Raw genomic sequence first — 17,201 nt, 5'->3', positions numbered from 1 at the left:
CGCGCGCCGCTCCGGGTTCCGGGGCAGCGCGCGTACCATGCGATATTGGGCGCAAACCCGAAAAAGGAAAAAGGCCAATGTCGAATGCCTGGAAAGGCCGCTGCCTGTGTGGCGCGGTGCAATACCACGCGCGCGGCGCCGCGCTGACGCAACTCATTTGTCACTGCCGCGATTGCCAGCGCGCTTCAGGGTCGGGCGGCTTGCCTGTCGTCGTCGTGAGCGCGGGCGAGTTCTCGTTCGACGGCAAAATCCGGTCTTACACGATAACCGGCGGCAGCGGCATGCCGACCACGCGCAATTCGTGCGCACGTTGCGGCAGCCTGCTCTTTGGCACGCCCCAGCATGCGCCGGATATCGTGACGATCTACGCGGGAACGCTCGACGACCCTTCACGGTTCCATGCCGAATTCGTTCAGTTCACGTCCGAACGACATCAGCTCGATGCCCGCGAGCCCGGCATCGCTCAATATTCGGGACGCGCGCCCTGAGGCGATTCAAAGATGCCGCGTTTCCGGAGGCGGATTGCCCCAATCGTTCGCGAGACCATTGGCGTAGGAGATCGGTGCATTCAACGCTTCGTTCAGGTCGAAGTCGTCGATACACATGATATTCACGTTGATGTACGGATAGCCCGTGCCGTTGGGCATGTCGATGCGGTCGAATACGTGCACGCCGCAGTGTTTGCAAAACGGATGATGGGCGACCGGGTTTTTCCCTTCGTAGTGCGTGAGTTCGCTTGCGCCGGAAAGTAGAACAAAGTCTTCCGGGCGGACCTGCACCAGCCAGAGCCGGAGTTTTCCACAGAAGCTGCAGTTGCATTTTCCCGTGCCCTTGCTGAAATCGATCAGGGCTTCGAACTTTATCGACTGGCAATGGCAACTTCCACGGTATGTCCGCTGCATGAGGGCGCTCCCGATCGGTTTGGCGACAACTGCGGATTATGTCACCGAATGCGCGGCTAGCACCCGTGCCTCCCATCAAGGCGCAAAGCGCGTAAACACGTAGTCGCGATCCTTCACCTTCGAAGCGTGGCACGCAAAACAGGTTTGATGCTGCGCCAGGTCGGCAGGCACGCCGTTCACGAAACGCCCGTACCCCCAGCCGCCCGTGGACGCATAGCGGCGCGAGTCCTTCACCATGACCTGCACGGTCGTGGGCTGGCCCGGCACCGTGGCGGTTGCGAAATCATCGGACTGCTTACGCTTGTACGCAAGCTTCACGAGGATCGTGCCGTCCGGATATGGCAGCGTCGCATTCTCGATGGCCTTGATCGCCACCGGATTGCCGAGCACCACGCGCAGTTCGTCGAGCGGCGCGGCCTCCTCCGCCGGGGCGATCATTTCCCACTTGCGGTAGCCGGGTGGAATCGTCACGCCGTAGATCGGCGAAGCCGCGTGGCCCGGCGCCTGCGATCGTGCTTGCGGCTGCGCTTGCGCGCCTTGCTGCGCCCATGCGGCGTGACCTTGCGTCAGACTCGCGAGCAGCGCGCCCGCGAGGAGCGCGCGACGCCTGAAAAAACGTATTTGCATCGCGGCCTCCGATCACAGATGCGTGACTTGCAGAATGGCCTGCGCGAACTCCTTGGGCGCTTCCTGCGGGAGATTGTGGCCAATGCCGCCGTCGATCGTGCGGTGCAGGTACTTGCCCGTGAACTTCTTCGCATAGGCGGCCGGCGCGGGATGCGGCGCGCCGTTGGCGTCGCCTTCGAGCGTGATGGTCGGCACGGTAATGGCCGGTGCGGCGGCGAGACGCTGTTCGAGGCTGTCGTACTTCGCTTCGCCCTGCACGAGCCCGAGGCGCCAGCGGTAGTTGGAGATCACGATGGCCACGTGGTCGGGATTCTGGAACGACGCTGCACTGCGCTCGTAGGTCGCGTCGTCGAAGTTCCACTTCGGCGAGGCAAGTTGCCAGATCAACTTGTTGAACGCGTCGCGATTCGAGGCATAGCCCTGCGCGCCACGCTCGGTCGAGAAGTAGAACTGGTACCACCACTGCAGCTCGGCTTGCGGCGGCAGCGGCTTGCGGTTCGCCTCCTGGCTGCCGATCAGATAGCCGCTGACCGAGACGAGACCCTTCACGCGCTCTGGCCACAGCGCCGCGACGATGTTCGCCGTGCGCGCGCCCCAGTCGTAGCCGCCCAGAACGGCCTGATCGATCTTCAGGGCATCCATGAACGCAACAAGATCGACAGCGGTGACGGCCTGCTGGCCGTTGCGCGGCGTCTCGTCCGAGACAATGCGCGTGCTGCCGTAGCCGCGCAGATACGGCACGATCACGCGGTAGCCCGAAGCGGCCAGCATCGGCGCGACCTCGACATAGCTATGGATGTCGTACGGCCAGCCGTGCAGCAGGATCACCACCGGGCCGTTCTTCGGTCCCGCTTCGGCGTAGCCCACATTGAGCAGGCCCGCGTTGATCTGCTTGATCGGGCCGAACGACACGCCGTTGCCCGTGCGCGTGTTGCCTTCCGTACCGCCAGCCGACTGTGCGTGCGCGAGACCGCCGAATGCGAAGTCCGCGAGCGTGAGGCCGGCAAGCGACGTGCCGAGAAGACGACGGCGACGGACGTTGACGGGATCTGACATGACCACTTCTCCTTGATGTGCATGCATGCAGGCCGCGCCCGAACGGCTTGGCCTCGTTGATTGAGCCCGCGGCAGCAGATCGGTCGATCGCGCTCGCGGCGGCAGGCAAAACGCCCCGGTGAATTTATATCCGAGCAGGAAAAGCGCCATGTATCCCAATGTGTCTGTTGCGAGCGTGGACACACAACGAATCAAAAAATGTCGGCGTGGCGCGATCGGTCGCGGAGAGCGCGAGGTTGAACGAACGGCGGGTTTGTATCGCAATGTATAAGCGCCTGGACGAGATACATACCCTTGCAAAACGCGGCGTTCATGAAACACGGCAGATACGTCCGGCGGTTGTAATGCATCAACGCCGGAACTTGCTGATGACCGGACGGATTTCCCAACCCATCCCAGGAGAAAGTCATGAACGCATCGAAGCTCGCCCTCGCCTTTGCCGCCAGCGCCGCAGTCCTCGCCGCCACGCCGGTGTTCGCCGCCATGCCCGCTCAGTCGAGCGCAGCACAATTCACGGTTGCGCAAAGCCAGGCATGGACGCCCGCCAGCAATGCGGCGAACGCGAAGCTCACGCGTGCACAGGTTCGCCAAGAACTGATCCAGGCGCAGCACGACGGACAGCTCGCCGCCATCCAGCAGCTGTATCGCGGCAGCTAAATCACTGCCATCACGAAGCCAATTTCAGGAGATACACACCATGACTCAGGCAGAAAAAGTGCTGTACACCGGCAAGACCCACACCACCGGCGGCCGCGACGGCGCAGCCCGCAGCGAAGACGGACGTCTGGACGTGAAGCTCTCGCCGCCCGGTTCGAGCGCGCCGGGCACGAACCCGGAGCAGATGTTCGCGGCGGGCTGGTCGGCGTGCTTCATCGGCGCGATGGGCCGCGCCGCCACGAAGCTCGGCACGACGCTGCCGCGCGACGTGGCGGTCGACGCCGAGATCGACCTCATCAACGCCGACGACGCCTTCAAGCTGCGCGGCCGCCTGAACGTGACGCTGCCGGGCGTGGATCGCGAACTGGCGCAGCGTATCGTCGAAACGGCCCATCAGATCTGCCCGTATTCGAAGGCGACGCGCGGCAATATCGACGTTACGCTCGCAGTCGTCGAGGCGTGATCGCGTAGCGGTAGAAAACGGAGAAAGCAAAAAAGCGGGGCGGCTTGTGCGCGCCCCGCTTTTTTGCGTGTCGCTGTGTGCGTTGCGCTTTAGCCGTGCCGCGCGTCCACGAGATTGCCCGGCGTGCCGTTACGCCAGGCTTCCACGTTGCGCAGTGTCGTTTGCGCAATCTCGCTCATCGCCTCGCGCGTGAAGAACGCCTGATGCGACGTGACGATCACGTTCGGAAACATCAAGAGACGCGCGAGCACATCGTCCTGCAGCGGCGCGTCCGAATGGTCCTCGAAGAACAGGCCGCCTTCTTCCTCGTACACGTCGAGGCCGAGATGACCCAACTGGCCGCTCTTGAGCGCATCCACGAGCGCGCTGCTTTCCACGAGCCCGCCGCGCCCGGTGTTGATGAGCATGGCGCCGCGCTTCATCTTCGCGAGCGCGTGGCGGTCGATCAAATGACGCGTGGCTGGCACGAGCGGGCAATGCAGACTCACCACGTCCGACTGCGCAAGCAGCGTATCGAGCGGCACATAACGCACGCCGAGCGCGAGCAGGTCGGCGGCGGGCGTGCCCGGGTCATGGGCGAGCACCTGCATGCCGAAGCCCGCCATGATGCGCGCAAAACACCGGCCGATAATGCCCGTGCCGACCACGCCGGCCGTCTTCCCATGCAGATCGAAACCGAGCAGCCCCGCGAGCGAGAAGTCGCCTTCGCGCGTGCGCGACACGGCGCGCGGCAGCTTGCGGTTCAGCGCGAGGATCAGCCCGACGGCGTGCTCGGCCACCGCATGCGGCGAATACGCGGGCACTCTCGCGACGGTGATGCCAAGACGCTGCGCCGCTGCGAGATCGACGTGATTGAAGCCGGCCGAGCGCAGCGCCACGAGCCGCGTGCCGCCCTGATGAAGGCGCTCGAGCGTGGCGGCGTCGACCGTGTCGTTCACGAACGGACACACCACGTCGTAGCCGTCGGCGAGCACGGCGGTCTCGGCGTCGAGGTGCGATTCCTGGAAGTGCAACTCATACTGGAAAGCGGCGTTCGCCTCGGCAAACGTATCGACGTCGTACTGGCGCGCGCTGAACAGGATCATGCGTGGGCGAGCGGAAGTGGGGAGCTGGGTTCCCGGCATGTTGACCTCGTGCGAGCTTCGGGGGTAGGCGCGCATTGCGCGTTGACGCGCGGGGATGCGTCTTGAACTCGAACGCGTAACGTTCGCGCGTGCCGCGTGGGCACGCTGGCACATGGTATCAGCAGGAAGGCGAGCGATCAGGAACAAGCGGCAACAGGCGGGCGAGGCATGGACGCGGCAAAGCCGCGAAGCTTGCCGAAGTGCGGCGAACTTCGCGGCATGGTGCCGCGCGCATTACGAGTGAGCGTAGATCGGTTCGAGGCCAACGACATCCTGGTCCGCCGCATTCGCACCGGAGACCTTCGATACGGCGCGAGCGTGCGTGCTGCCTCCCGCGGACGCGCCCTCAACCACCCCGCCGAATGCCGACGCCGCTGCGCCATTTTCCGCGCTCAGGCGCGAGAGCGCGGCTTGCAGGTTCGCGGGGTATTGCGTGTCGTCGCTGGCAGGGTTGTAGCCCGCCTTCTGAAGTTGCACGAGTTCCGCCTTCACTTCGGCGCGGGTGACCGGCTGGCTCGACTGTGCGAACGAGAGCGCGGGAACGGCAACGAGGGCAGCAAGAGCGGCGGCGGCGAGCGATTGAGCGAGCTTCATGGTGTTTCTCCTGACGTTGGCTGAGTGGTTGCGCACTGTTGTGTATCAACCTTGCGTAGGAGACATTTGAACGCCGCGATGTATCTGGCTTGTTTGCGTGCGCGCCCGTTTTTGCAAGCGCGCTTGTCCCGCGGGCGGCCAGACACAGTGCGATACAAGAAGGCGCCCAGCCGCCCGCGCGCCGCCCGCTAACACGTCAATAAGGGGCGAATCAAAAGTGTTGCTGCACTGCACACTTAGCGCCCTTGAGCCTTGCATTCTGTCCCGAGATCTCTATAATAAGGGTTATCCCTTAGGCACTAACCCTAGCAAAGAGGAAATCATGGGTGTAATCGTCGAAAAGCTGGCTCAAGCCCTGGCTGCACTGCGTCGCCTGGGCGCCGAAGCGCTGGACCGTCACCTCGAATACTGCGAACTGCTCGCAGAAGCTCAGCGCCGCTGGTACTAATGCGCGCCTGACTGCGGCAAGCGTCCCTGCCCGTGCACACGGGGGACGAGTAGCAACACGCGACCGCACTGCGCGGTCGGGTTTATGCGGCGCCCAGCCATGCCTCGATTTCGGGGGCATCCGCGCGCGCCGCATCGGGCCGCCATCCTGGCGCCACCAGAAGTTCGCGAGCGCCGGCGTAGGCCTGCGCAAAGCCACGCAGTTCACGCGTAACCGGCCGGTCGTCCAGACGACGCCGGACTAGCGCCGCTTCCACGGTGCGCTCGATCAGCGCGACCTGGTTGTCGATATACGCGACGCAAAGCTCGCGGCAGCGCGCCGACACACGCGCCGCCGCCATGAGCGCCGGAACGAGCGAAACCGTGAGATGCCCGCCCGCGCCAAGCCGGGCCAGCGCGCCGCGCAGGTCCGCGGCTGCCTCGTGGAGCGAGGCGAACACAGCGTCGCGCCAAACGCCGCGCTCGAACACGAGCGCGCCGCGAAAGCGCGCCAGCGCCTCGGCATCCGCCACCCTCCCCTCGAGCACCAGCGGTGCGGCGCCCGCCGTCGCCGTCGTACGGATGCAATCCGCACCGAGCCATTGCGCACTTTCGCGCCTTCCTTCCAGCACCCGCGTTTGCAGACGATCCGGCAATAACGGATCGAGCGGCACCGCTGCGCACATTGCGGGCTTGCCGGTTTCGTGCAGCGTGCAACGCCCGTCGTCGGCCAGCGCCGCGCAGCGGCCAAGCGACGGGTAGTCGTAGCCCTGCAGCGTCAGCACGATCCAGTCGCTGCCGAATGCCGCGCTGCGGTGAAAAAGCGACTGCGAGAGTTCGTCGATCGCCACGGCGTCGGCGGCGGCAAGCCGGTGCTCGCGCGCGCGGCGCACCGGCTGACGCCCGATTGCAAGGCACCCGACAAAGCGCTCCCCATGCCGCAGCAGTTCCGCCAGCGACATCGACGGCGCGCTGTTGCAGCATTTCCCGCACGCCGTGCACGCGAGCGCGTAGTGCGGCATGCCGTGCCCTGCATCGTGACCTACCATGGCCGCCGCACCGAGTCCTGGTAGCGCGTGAGGATGAAATGCGCGACCTCATTCGAGTGGTACGCGTCCACCAGTTCGCGCGCCCAGGGCTGCGTCCGGTCCGCGTCGCGCACGGCGAGCACGTCGGCGTAAGGCGAGCGCGCGTCTTCAATGCCGATGCTGTCGCGCGCCGGCTGCAGCCCGGCGCGCGCCGCGTCATCGACTTCCATCGCCACGAAGGCCGCCGTGTCGAGCGCATGCGCAAGGCGTGCGTGCGGCACGCGGACGATCTTGAGTTTTAGCCGGTTGCCCGTGATATCCGCCGTCGTGGCGTGCAGCCCGGCGCTTTCGCGCAGCGTCACCAATGTGTAGTTCTGGAGCAGGATCAGCGCGCGGCCCATGCCGCGCGCGTCGTCGGGAATCGCGATTGTCGAGCCGGGGCGCAGTTGGCTGAGGCTCGGCAGTTTGCGCGAATACAGCGCCATCGGCAGCGCGACCGTGGGCGCAATGGCCGCGATCGCGTAGCCATGCACGTGGCGCGCGTCGGCCAGGTCCGCTTCGTCCTCGAAGCTCGCCGCGTCGATACGGCCCGCCGCCAGCGCGCCGTCGATCTTCGCGGCGTCGTCGAACACGACGACGTCGAGCGCCAGGCCGCGCGCCGCTGCCGTGCGTTGGACCTCGCCCATGATCTCGGCGTGCGTGCCGCGCGTCACACCCACGCGAACGGGATCAGGCGCCGCATGGGCCATGCCGCTCAGCGCCGCGCCAAGCACCCATGCGGCCAGCGGCCAGCGGCTTGCGTTCATGACGCGTCCCTCAAAATCGTGCGAAAGCCAATATGCGAAGCCGCGAGATCGGCCTCCTGCTGTTCCCGCGACGAGGCCCGATAGCGCACGCAATAGTCGCGCGCGCACAGGAACGAGCCGCCCTTGATGACCATGAGCGTGTCGTGACGCCGCCCCGCCGGCGCGACCGCCGCCGTGTCGCCATTCGTGTGCGACTGGTGCGAGCCCGTGTACGCATCGCGCGTCCATTCCCAGGCATTGCCGATCATGTCGTAGAGGCGAAACGCATTGGCCGCGTAGCAGCCCACGGGAGCGAGGCCGGCATGGCCGTCCTCGACGGTGTTGAGCACCGGAAATACGCCCTGCCAGTAGTTCGCCGTGGGCTTGCCGTTGGCGTCGGTGGGCGCGGTGTCGAGGTCCGCGCCCGCGCGGCCCGCCTTGCCCGCGTATTCCCACTCGGCTTCCGTCGGCAAATCGCGGCCCAGCCAGTGCGCGTACGCGAGCGCGTCGCGTAGCGTTACGAGCGTGACGGGCAGGTTGCCCCGGCCCTCCACGTCGCTGCCCGGCCCTTGCGGATGCCGCCACGACGCGCCCGGCACCCACGACCACCAGGCGAGATCGCGCGCATTCATCTGCTCGGCCGTGGGCACGCGAAACACCGCTGCGCCGCCCTGCTGCTCCGCTTCGCTCACGTAGTGCGTGGTTTCGACGAACGCGGCGAACTGCGCCACCGTCACGTCGGTCTGGTCGATCCAGAAACCCGCCACGCGCGTCTTGCCGCCGCCGGGCGCGGGGCGCTCGTCCGGGTAGCCCGCCGTGCTGCCGAGCACGAACGAGCCGCCTTGAAGATGCACCATGCCCGCCTTGCGGTCGCTGCCCCAGTTGTCAGGCAGACCCGAATAGCGTTCGCACTGACGCTCGTTGCCGAGCGGCGCGAGCGGCCGGCCGCGGTTGAGCGAATCGAAGCCGTCGCCGGGCGATGTGAGTGTCGAGGCGCTCGATGCCGCGAACGCCGCAGCGAACACCGTCACGGCCAGCGCCGCGAGTGTCAGTCGATACCGCATGGCCACGCCCTTAGTAATAACCTTGCGGACGCAACGGTTCGACACCGCCCACGTTGCTCATATACGTGTTCCACTGGTTCACGAGGCTTTGGATCACCGAGGGATTCTGCGTCGAGACGTCCGTGGTTTCGCCGCGGTCCTTCGTGAGGTCATAGAGCTGCCAGTGGCCGTCCGTGGGTCCGAGCGGCGGCTCCGTCCATAAGGCCTTCCAGCGGCCATCCGCGCTGCGCAGATACGCACGGCCGTAGGCTTCGTCGCCGAACGCTTCCGTGTGGGCTTCCGCAGTCGTCTTGCCATTCAGTTGCGCAAGCAACGACTTTCCGGTGACCGGATACACATAGCGGTTGTTGTAGACCACCTTGCCCTTGTTCTGGTCCACGCCCGTGAGCGCATTGATGAGCGCGGGCGCGGGCTGGCTCGGCGGCGTTACGCCGGCCACGTCGAGGAAGGTGGCCGTGTCGTCGGTAACGTGCGTGAAAATGCTGAGCGACGGCAACTGCGTAGCCTGCCCCGGCAAATGAACGATGGCCGGCACCGACACGCCGCCCTCCGCCGAATACCCCTTCGTGAGCCGCAGCGGCGTGGCGCTCACTTCGGCCCAGCGCAGGCCATACTGCAGGCGCTTCGCATTCTGCAAACCGTTGTCGGTCCCGAGCGACGAATACACGGGTTCCTGGGCGTTCGCCGTATCGGTGGCGGTGGGGTCGGCGCCCGAGTCGATCGGCCAGCCTTCCGCGCCGTTATCGGACTGGAACATGATGAACGTATTGTCGTATTCGCCGATGTCCTTCAAATGCTGGATCAGGAGTCCGATGTTGTAGTCGAGATTCTCGACCATGCCCGCGTAGATCTCCATGTAGCGCGCCTGCGCCTTGCGCTCGTCCGCGGAAAGGCTGGCCCACGCCTTGTCGACGTTGCCCTGGCCGTAATCGGCGTACCCATCCGACGCCGGATGCACGGCGCTGATGTACTTCGCGTTAGCCGTGCCGTTGTCTGTCGTGGCGGGCGAACGCGTGAGCGCTTCGGGCAAGCCTTCGAACGGCGTGAAGTCGGCGGGAATCAGGCCGAGCGCTTTTTGCCGCGCGATGCGCGCGTTGCGGATCGCGTCGTAGCCTGCGTCGTACACGCCCGCGTATTTGTGCAGCCACGGGTCCGGCACCTGGAGCGGCCAATGCGGCGACGTATAGGCCGCGTAGGCGAAGAACGGCTTGCCGTCGCCCTTGTTCGAGTCGATGTACGCGATGAGCTTCTGCGTGTAGAAGTTCGTGGAATAGAACACGGCAGGACTGCCGCCTGAGCCGCCGGGCTGCCCCGGTTGACCGGGCTGCACGTACTGGCCGTCTTCGGTGTAGTTCTTCGAGCCCGCGAGTTCGTGCGCGAAGTGATTGGTCGCGGCGCCGCCCAGCAGCGCGTAGCTGTGCTCGAAGCCCCATTGGTCGGGGGTTTGCCCGCTACCCGTAGCACTCCCAACGATACCGGAGCCGAGATGCCACTTGCCCGCCATATAAGTGTGATACCCGGCGTCCTTGAGCAGTTGCGCAACCGAAAGGGCGCGGTCGTTGAGATAGCCTTCATAGCCGGGCAGGCCGCGCCGCTCGTCGGTAGGCACGCCCATGGTGCCCTCGCCCACGAGGTGATGGTCGGTGCCCGAAATCAGCATGGAGCGCGTGATCGCGCACACCGTGCCCGCGTGATGGTTCGTGAGAATGCGGCCCGACTGCACGAGCGCGTCGAGGTTGGGCGTGTTGATCTCGCCGCCGAACGCATGAATGTCCGAGTAGCCCAGATCGTCCGCCATGATGTAGAGGATGTTGGGCTGCTTGTGCGTGACGGCGGCGCTCGCCACCGGCGAGCCGCTGCTGTTCGTGCCGCCGCACGAGGCAAGCGCGACGACGCTGGCGACCATGGCGCATGCGATGCGGATACGGGGAACCTGCGTCGACCGGTGAGCTTTTTTCATTGTTCTCGTGCGCTGCTTGTAAGGGAGTGCAATGGTAGCCACGAAGCCCGGTGCGCCAAATCTCGATTCCTCCATTGCTTTCGGAGCGGTGGAATAAGTGTGCGGCGCAACGTTCGGCGCGTGTAGCGGCCGTTCATGCCGACCATGCATTCCGGTCATTCGGGCCGGTTCGCGCTTTGCGCGGAAAGCGCCTAATCTTGAGGTATCGGCTCTTGCCCCATCTGTGAACCGGAACCTGCGCCAGCTGCGCCATGCTCCGGACGCCCGATGCGCGATCATCGCCCCTCGCATGTCGCGGTGCACGACGCGCCGCCTGCTCACCCGCACCATCCGCTCACGGCGCGGCTTGCCCGCGCCGTTGTGTTCGTCGCCTTGCTGCTCGCGTGGGCCGCTCTGGCGGCTGGGATCGCTTTGCCGGCGGCCTTCGCTGCAGCCAGTCCGCCCGTCGTCGTGATGACCGTGAACGGTGCGATCGGACCCGCCAGCGCCGATTTCATCGTCCGTTCGCTGGAGCGCGCCGCGAGCGAGCGCGCGCCGCTTGCGATCCTCGAACTGGATACGCCCGGCGGCCTCGACACCTCGATGCGGCAGATCATCAAGGCAATCCTGGCCTCCCCGGTGCCGGTCGCGGCATTCGTCGCGCCCGGCGGCGCACGCGCCGCGAGCGCGGGCACCTATATCGTCTACGCAAGCCATTTCGCGGCCATGGCGCCGGGCACCAATCTCGGCGCGGCTTCACCGGTGCAGCTTGGCGTGGGCGGCGGCGGTGGCCCCGCGGGTGGGCCCATGGGTGGTCCGGCAGGCTTTCCGGAAGCCGCCTCCGGCGCCTCGGCCCCGCGCGCCGACGACAACGCCTCGACGGAAGCCCGCAAGGTCATGCACGACTCCGCCGCCTATATTCGCGGCCTGGCGCAACTGCGCGGGCGCAACGCGGCGTGGGGCGAGCGCGCGGTGCGCGAGGCCGTGAGCCTCTCCGACGAAGAGGCGCGCGACCAGCACGTGATCGACCTGATCGCGCAGGACCCCGCCGATCTCGCGCGCCAGCTCGACGGCCGCACCGTCACGACCACGGCCGGCACGCTGCGCCTCGCCACCGCGCACGCGCCGCTGGAAGCCGTCGCGCCCGACTGGCGCAACCGCTTCCTTGCGATCATCGCCGACCCGAATGTCGCGCTGATCCTGCTGACCATCGGCGTGTATGGGCTCTTCTTCGAGTTCGCCAACCCTGGCTTCGTGCTGCCCGGCGTGGCCGGGGCAATCTGCCTGCTCGTGGGTCTGTTCGCCATGCAACTGCTGCCCGTGAACTACGCGGGCCTCGGGCTCGTGCTGCTCGGGCTTGCGTGCCTCATCGCGGAGGCTTTTTTGCCGACGTTTGGCGTGCTGGGCTTTGGCGGTATCGTGGCCTTCGCCATCGGCGCGCTCATGCTGATGGACACCAGCGCGCCCGGCTACGGCATCCCCTTGCCGCTCGTTGCGGGCCTGGCACTCGGCGGCGCGGCGTTCGTCGCCACCGTGTCCAGCGTGGCCCTGCGCGCGCGGCGGCGCCCCGTGGTGACCGGCGCGGAGGCCATGGTGGGCGCCGTTGGCGAAGTGATCGACGAGGGTTTGCATCCCGAATCGCGGCCCGGCCACGCGGCATTGTCCACGGGCTGGGCCCGCGTGCACGGCGAGCGCTGGCGCGTGGCCTGCGCCACGCCGCTCGCCGCCGGCAGCCGCGTGCGCGTCAGCTCGCGCAGCGGACTCACGCTCACCGTCACCCCGCTGCACGGCGCGGTGCACGACAACGCACACGACAAGGCACAAAACGAGGGAGAACGTTCATGATCGGCTTCACGTTCGGCTTCACAGGTCTACTGATCGCGCTCGTGGTGCTGATCGCGTTATCGTCCATCCGCATCTTCAAGGAGTACGAACGCGGCGTCGTGTTCATGCTCGGACGCTTCTGGAAGGTCAAGGGGCCGGGCCTCGTGCTCATCATTCCCGTCGTGCAGGTGGCCGTGCGTATCGACCTGCGCACCGTGGTGTTCGACGTGCCTTCGCAAGACGTCATCACGCGCGACAATGTTTCGGTGAAGGTGAACGCCGTGGTCTATTTTCGCGTGGTGGACCCGGAAAAAGCCGTGATTCAGGTCGCGCGCTACGTCGAGGCGACGAGCCAGCTCGCGCAAACCACGCTGCGCGCCGTGCTCGGCAAACACGAACTCGACGCCCTGCTCGCCGAGCGCGAGCAACTGAACGCGGACATCCAGAAAGTGCTCGATGCGCAAACGGACGCGTGGGGCATCAAGGTGTCGAACGTCGAGATCAAGCACGTCGACCTCAACGAAACGATGATCCGCGCGATCGCGCGCCAGGCCGAAGCTGAACGCGAGCGCCGCGCAAAGGTCATTCACGCGGAAGGCGAACTGCAGGCGTCCGAAAAATTACTGCAAGCCGCGCAATGTCTCGCACAGCAGCCGCAGGCCATGCAACTGCGGTATCTGCAGACGCTTACCACGATCGCCGCCGACAAGAATTCCACCATCGTCTTCCCGCTGCCGATCGAGTTGCTCAACGCGCTGATCGACCGAGCCGGGCCGCCGCGCGGGCCTTGAGTGATCCGTCCCCTCAGTTCAGGCATCCAGCGTCTTCTCCAGTTCACCTGAATATTGCAGCGCAGCGAAAATAGCCGGCCAGCGCGCTGCGCGCGTTCGTGCACGCTTCTTTTGCGCGTGGGATTGGCAGAGCGCGGAAATATCGCCAATAATTGCCGAACATCCACTAACGGACGACGGCGGCCATGGATTACAGTCCCGAAGCCATCCGCACGATCGCTCTGGTCGGCCATGCCGGCTGCGGCAAGACCTCGCTTGCCGAAGCGCTCCTGCACCAGGGCGGCGCGCTGCACGCGCCAGGCAGCGTGAATCGCGGCACCGCCCTCTGCGATTTCGATCCCCTCGAACGCAAATATCACCACTCCCTCAACTCCGCCATCGCCCACTTCGAACACGAAGACACGCGCATCTACCTGCTCGACACGCCCGGCTACCCCGACTTCGCCGGCATGTCGATGAGCGCGCTGCCCGCGGTGGAAACGGCGGCCATCGTCGTCAACGCGCGCACCGGCATCGAAATGACGACGACGCGCATGATGGCGTACGCGCAGCAACGCAAGCTGTGCCGGATGATCATCGTGAACGGCATCGACGCGGAGAAGGTCGATTTACCTGGACTGCTTGCGCAGATACAGGAGACCTTCGGCAAGACGTGTTTGCCGATCAATCTGCCTGCACAAGGCGGACGTGAAGTGGTGGACTGCTTTTTCAACCCCGCGGGCGAGGCCGATTTCTATTCGGTGGAAGCCGCGCACAATGCACTCATCGACCAGGTGATCGAACTCGATCCCGAGTTGATGGAGCTGTACCTCGAACAGGGCGAAGCCATCAGCCCCGAGCAACTGCACGCGCCGTTCGAACGTGCGTTGCGCGAAGGGCATCTCGTGCCGGTGTGCTTTACCTCTACGGCGACGGGCGCGGGCATCGCGCAGCTGCTCGACGTGTTCGTGAAGCTCTTGCCCAATGTCACCGAAGGCAATCCGCCGCTGTTTTACCGCGAGGTGGACGGCAAGGAAGGCAAGGAGCCCGTGCGCGCCGAACCGGACGCCGATAAACACGTGCTCGCGCATGTGTTCAAGATCGTGATGGACCCGTATATCGGCAAGGTGGCCGTGTTTCGCATTCATCAGGGCACGGTAACGCGCGACAGCCAGCTGTATATCGGCAACGCGCGGCAGCCGTTCAAGGTAGCGCATTTGCTCATGCTGCAGGGCAAGGAGCATACGGAGGTCCAACGCGCGGGGCCCGGCAATATCTGCGCGGTGGCGAAGGCCGACGATATCGGCTTCGACGCCGTACTGCACGACGCCCCCGAAGACGGCAACATCCACCTCACGCCACCGGCGTTTCCGAATCCGATCTACGGTCTCGCTATCGAACCGGCGCGCCCTGGCAACGAGCAGCGCGTGTGGGAAGTGCTGCAAAAGCTCGCGGCGGAAGATCCTTGCCTGCAGATCGATCACCCCGAGGGCACCAACGAGACCGTTGTACGTGGGCTCGGCGAACTGCATTTGCGCTACATGCTGGAGCGGCTAACCGATCAGTACAAACTCGAAGTCGTAACACGTCCGCCTACGATCGCATGGCGCGAGACGATAGGCGGCAAAGCCGAGGGACATTGCCGCCACAAGAAGCAGACCGGCGGCGCGGGCCAGTTCGGCGAGGTCATGCTGCGCGTCGAGCCCTTGCCGCGCGGTGCGGGCTTCGAGTTCGTGGATGCCGTGAAAGGCGGCGCGATTCCTTCGCAATTCATGCCAGCGGTGGAAAAAGGCATCTTGCAGGTGATCGACAGCGGGCCGCTCGCCGGTTTCCCCATGCAGGACGTGCGCGTGATCGTGTATGACGGCAAGCATCATCCGGTCGATTCGAAGGAAGTCGCGTTCGTTACCGCGGGGCGCAAGGCGTTTATCGATGCGGTCTTGAAGGCGCAGCCTATCGTGCTCGAACCGATTGTCGATATCGAGGTGATGACGCCCGAGGCCGCGATGGGCGACATCATCGGCGATCTTTCCTCGCGGCGCGGGCAGGTGCATGGCACGCGCACGATGGGCGGCCAGGCCATGGTCATTGCGGGGAAGGTGCCGCTGGCCGAACTCAACGACTATCAATCGCGGCTGAATTCGCTCGCGGGCGGGCATGGGAATTACAGCATTCAGCTGAGCCACTATGATCCGGTGCCGCCGACGCATCAGGAAAAGCTCGCGGCACAGCACAAGGGGCGGGGGGAGAGTGTGGAGTGAGGGTGTCTTGAATGAGGCAGTTGATTAGGAAATGAACATTTCCTATAATCCCCCCTCATGGCATCCGAGCACCCGTCCCAACCCGTGGCCCGCAGCCCAGGCCGCCCGCGCGAATTCGACATGGACACCGTCGTGGACGGCGCCGTGCGCGTGTTTCGCGAGCGCGGCTACCACGCCACGTCGGTCGGCGATCTCAGCGAAGCAACGGGCCTGACCGCAGGCAGCCTCTACAAAGCCTTCGGCGACAAGCGCGGCGTCTTTCTCGCGGCGTTCGATCACTACGTCACCACGCGCCACGCCGAATTGCGCCATCGCCTCGACAAGCAGTCCAAAGCAAGCGAGAAGATCCGCGTCATCTTCATTTTCTACGCCGAATCGTCGCATGGCAGCGAGGGCCGGCGCGGGTGTCTCGTCGTTTCAAGCGCCACGGCGCTCGCCACCTTCGACGACGAAATCGCCACGCGCATCGAAGCCGCCATGCGGCGCACCGAAGAGATGCTGCGCGAACTCCTCCAGCAAGGCCAGAAAGACGGCTCCGTTGCACCGGAAATTCATGTCCCGGCCATGGCGCGCACCTTGCTCGCCCTGCTCCACGGCTTTCGTTTGATCGGCAAATCCGGGCGCACACAGCGCGAGATGCTAGCCGCGGCTGAAGAAGCCATGCGTTTGCTGCGTTGAAATTTTTTTGGCCAATTTGGAAATGATTATTTCCAATTTATGTCTGCGTTTTTCTGCAACCACAGGAGCTTCACGTCATGAGCACGCCCTCCCGCATGATCGACCACGGTTCGGCCTCGCTGCCCGACCCCATCCTCCCCGGCTTCGCGCATCGCTTCGAAACCGTTGAAGGCACGCGCCTGCACTACGTCATCGGCGGAAAAGAGGAAGGCGAGACCGTGGTGCTGCTGGCCGGCTACCCAGAAAGCTGGTTCGCGTGGCGCAAGGTCATGCCGCTCCTCGCGCAAAACTACCGCGTGATCGTCCCCGACCTGCCCGGTCAGGGCGACTCGGACCGGCCGCAAGACGGCTACGACACACAATCGCTCGCCACTGCCCTGCATTCGTTGCTCGGCAAGCTCGAAGCGCGCCGCCACCATCTCGCCGCCCACGACGTCGGCGCATGGGTCGCTTATCCTTATGCGGCCCTATTCGGCGACGAAGTGTCGAAGCTCGCATTGCTCGACGCCGGCATTCCCGGCATCACACTGCCGGATGCGCTGCCCGTTGCGCCCGAGCGCGCGTGGCGCACCTGGCACTTCGCCTTCCATGCAGTTGCCGATCTGCCGGAGTTGCTGATAGCGGGCAAGGAGCGCGCGTACCTGGACTGGTTTCTGCGCCGCAAGACGGCCAATCCGCACACCTTCACGGAGGCTGATATCGACGAATATCTGCGCGTGTTCACGAAGGAAGGCGGATTGCGCGCGGGACTGGCCTACTACCGCGCGGCCCATATTTCAGCGCGCCAGAACCGCGAGTTGAGCAAGCGAGGCAAATTGCGGATGCCCGTTCTCGCGCTGAGCGCCGATCAGGGCTCGATTGCGGATATGGCGAGTCCGCTGCGCGATTACGCCGATGAGGTGCAAGGCGCGACGATCGCCCACTGCGGCCACTTCTTGCCGGAGGAACAGCCCGCAGCGGTTGCCGAAGCGCTGCTGCGTTTCTTCGCTCAACCCTGACGCTC

The 17,201-nt window shown here is 65.3% G+C and carries 18 protein-coding genes; 9 read left to right on the top strand and 9 right to left on the bottom strand.

Annotated elements, in window-relative coordinates; genetic code table 11:
• Positions 1–77: 77 nt before the first annotated feature.
• Positions 78–488 (top strand): GFA family protein, encoded by a 411-nt coding sequence (locus U5A65_RS04430; protein WP_321945582.1) that lies wholly within the window; start codon positions 78–80, stop codon positions 486–488.
• 6 nt (positions 489–494) lie between these two features.
• Here the strand turns inward: U5A65_RS04430 and U5A65_RS04425 are convergent, their stop codons facing one another.
• The 3 genes from U5A65_RS04425 to U5A65_RS04415 all read right to left on the bottom strand — a co-directional run bounded on the left by U5A65_RS04425 (position 495) and on the right by U5A65_RS04415 (position 2,585).
• Positions 495–902, bottom strand: coding sequence for a GFA family protein (locus U5A65_RS04425; protein WP_321912054.1), 408 nt, complete (start codon positions 900–902; stop codon positions 495–497).
• Positions 903–977: 75 nt separating this feature from the next.
• Positions 978–1,529 carry a cytochrome P460 family protein gene (locus U5A65_RS04420; protein ID WP_321912056.1) on the bottom strand — a complete coding sequence of 184 codons (552 nt, stop codon included), beginning with the start codon at positions 1,527–1,529 and terminating at the stop codon, positions 978–980.
• 12 nt (positions 1,530–1,541) lie between these two features.
• Positions 1,542–2,585 carry an alpha/beta hydrolase gene (locus U5A65_RS04415; RefSeq protein WP_321934711.1) on the bottom strand — a complete coding sequence of 348 codons (1,044 nt, stop codon included), beginning with the start codon at positions 2,583–2,585 and terminating at the stop codon, positions 1,542–1,544.
• 408 nt (positions 2,586–2,993) lie between these two features.
• Between U5A65_RS04415 and U5A65_RS04410 the strand changes: the two genes are divergently transcribed.
• Entirely contained in the window at positions 2,994–3,242 is a 249-nt protein-coding gene (locus U5A65_RS04410; RefSeq protein ID WP_321945581.1) for a DUF4148 domain-containing protein, read from the top strand.
• A gap of 40 nt (positions 3,243–3,282) precedes the next feature.
• A complete protein-coding gene (locus tag U5A65_RS04405) occupies positions 3,283–3,705 on the top strand; it encodes an organic hydroperoxide resistance protein (protein WP_321912061.1) in 423 nt (140 codons plus the stop codon).
• A gap of 89 nt (positions 3,706–3,794) precedes the next feature.
• Here U5A65_RS04405 and U5A65_RS04400 read toward each other — a convergent pair whose 3' ends face one another.
• Together U5A65_RS04400 and U5A65_RS04395 are read right to left on the bottom strand one after the other, a co-directional pair.
• On the bottom strand, positions 3,795–4,829 hold the full coding sequence (locus U5A65_RS04400) for a 2-hydroxyacid dehydrogenase (protein ID WP_321912063.1): 1,035 nt from the start codon (positions 4,827–4,829) through the stop codon (positions 3,795–3,797).
• A gap of 234 nt (positions 4,830–5,063) precedes the next feature.
• On the bottom strand, positions 5,064–5,423 hold the full coding sequence (locus U5A65_RS04395; protein ID WP_321945580.1) for a DUF4148 domain-containing protein: 360 nt from the start codon (positions 5,421–5,423) through the stop codon (positions 5,064–5,066).
• A 322-nt stretch (positions 5,424–5,745) separates the two neighbouring features.
• Between U5A65_RS04395 and U5A65_RS04390 the strand changes: the two genes are divergently transcribed.
• On the top strand, positions 5,746–5,871 hold the full coding sequence (locus U5A65_RS04390) for a hypothetical protein (protein ID WP_321945579.1): 126 nt from the start codon (positions 5,746–5,748) through the stop codon (positions 5,869–5,871).
• Between the two features lie 82 nt (positions 5,872–5,953).
• On the opposite strand, the gene U5A65_RS04385 is transcribed toward U5A65_RS04390, so the two are convergent.
• From U5A65_RS04385 to U5A65_RS04370, 4 genes are read right to left on the bottom strand one after another with little or no spacing between them, the layout of a single operon-like run.
• Positions 5,954–6,898, bottom strand: coding sequence for a YkgJ family cysteine cluster protein (locus tag U5A65_RS04385; protein ID WP_321945578.1), 945 nt, complete (start codon positions 6,896–6,898; stop codon positions 5,954–5,956).
• Positions 6,892–7,683: a MetQ/NlpA family lipoprotein gene (locus U5A65_RS04380; RefSeq protein WP_415764130.1), complete on the bottom strand. Its 792-nt coding sequence runs from the start codon at positions 7,681–7,683 to the stop codon at positions 6,892–6,894. The genes U5A65_RS04385 and U5A65_RS04380 overlap by 7 nt, the downstream gene beginning before the upstream one ends.
• A complete protein-coding gene (locus tag U5A65_RS04375; protein WP_321945577.1) occupies positions 7,680–8,726 on the bottom strand; it encodes a formylglycine-generating enzyme family protein in 1,047 nt (348 codons plus the stop codon). Before U5A65_RS04375 ends, U5A65_RS04380 begins: the two co-directional genes overlap by 4 nt.
• Positions 8,727–8,736: 10 nt before the next feature.
• Positions 8,737–10,632: an arylsulfatase gene (locus tag U5A65_RS04370; protein ID WP_415764128.1), complete on the bottom strand. Its 1,896-nt coding sequence runs from the start codon at positions 10,630–10,632 to the stop codon at positions 8,737–8,739.
• 321 nt (positions 10,633–10,953) lie between these two features.
• Between U5A65_RS04370 and U5A65_RS04365 the strand changes: the two genes are divergently transcribed.
• The 5 genes from U5A65_RS04365 to U5A65_RS04345 all read left to right on the top strand — a co-directional run bounded on the left by U5A65_RS04365 (position 10,954) and on the right by U5A65_RS04345 (position 17,196).
• On the top strand, positions 10,954–12,510 hold the full coding sequence (locus U5A65_RS04365; RefSeq protein ID WP_321934705.1) for a nodulation protein NfeD: 1,557 nt from the start codon (positions 10,954–10,956) through the stop codon (positions 12,508–12,510).
• Complete coding sequence (locus U5A65_RS04360; protein WP_321912074.1) at positions 12,507–13,280, top strand: slipin family protein; 774 nt, start codon at positions 12,507–12,509, stop codon at positions 13,278–13,280. Before U5A65_RS04365 ends, U5A65_RS04360 begins: the two co-directional genes overlap by 4 nt.
• A 185-nt stretch (positions 13,281–13,465) precedes the next feature.
• A complete protein-coding gene (gene fusA, locus U5A65_RS04355; RefSeq protein ID WP_321907927.1) occupies positions 13,466–15,520 on the top strand; it encodes an elongation factor G in 2,055 nt (684 codons plus the stop codon).
• Between the two features lie 120 nt (positions 15,521–15,640).
• Entirely contained in the window at positions 15,641–16,198 is a 558-nt protein-coding gene (locus tag U5A65_RS04350) for a TetR/AcrR family transcriptional regulator (RefSeq protein WP_321907928.1), read from the top strand.
• Between the two features lie 77 nt (positions 16,199–16,275).
• Positions 16,276–17,196 (top strand): alpha/beta hydrolase, encoded by a 921-nt coding sequence (locus U5A65_RS04345; protein WP_321907930.1) that lies wholly within the window; start codon positions 16,276–16,278, stop codon positions 17,194–17,196.
• Positions 17,197–17,201 lie beyond the last annotated feature (5 nt).

Source organism: Paraburkholderia sp. J10-1, assembly GCF_905220165.1.
Taxonomy (GTDB): Bacteria; Pseudomonadota; Gammaproteobacteria; order Burkholderiales; family Burkholderiaceae; genus Paraburkholderia.
Note: the sequence above shows the minus strand (reverse complement) of the source record. Positions and strands in the feature narration are given on the sequence as shown.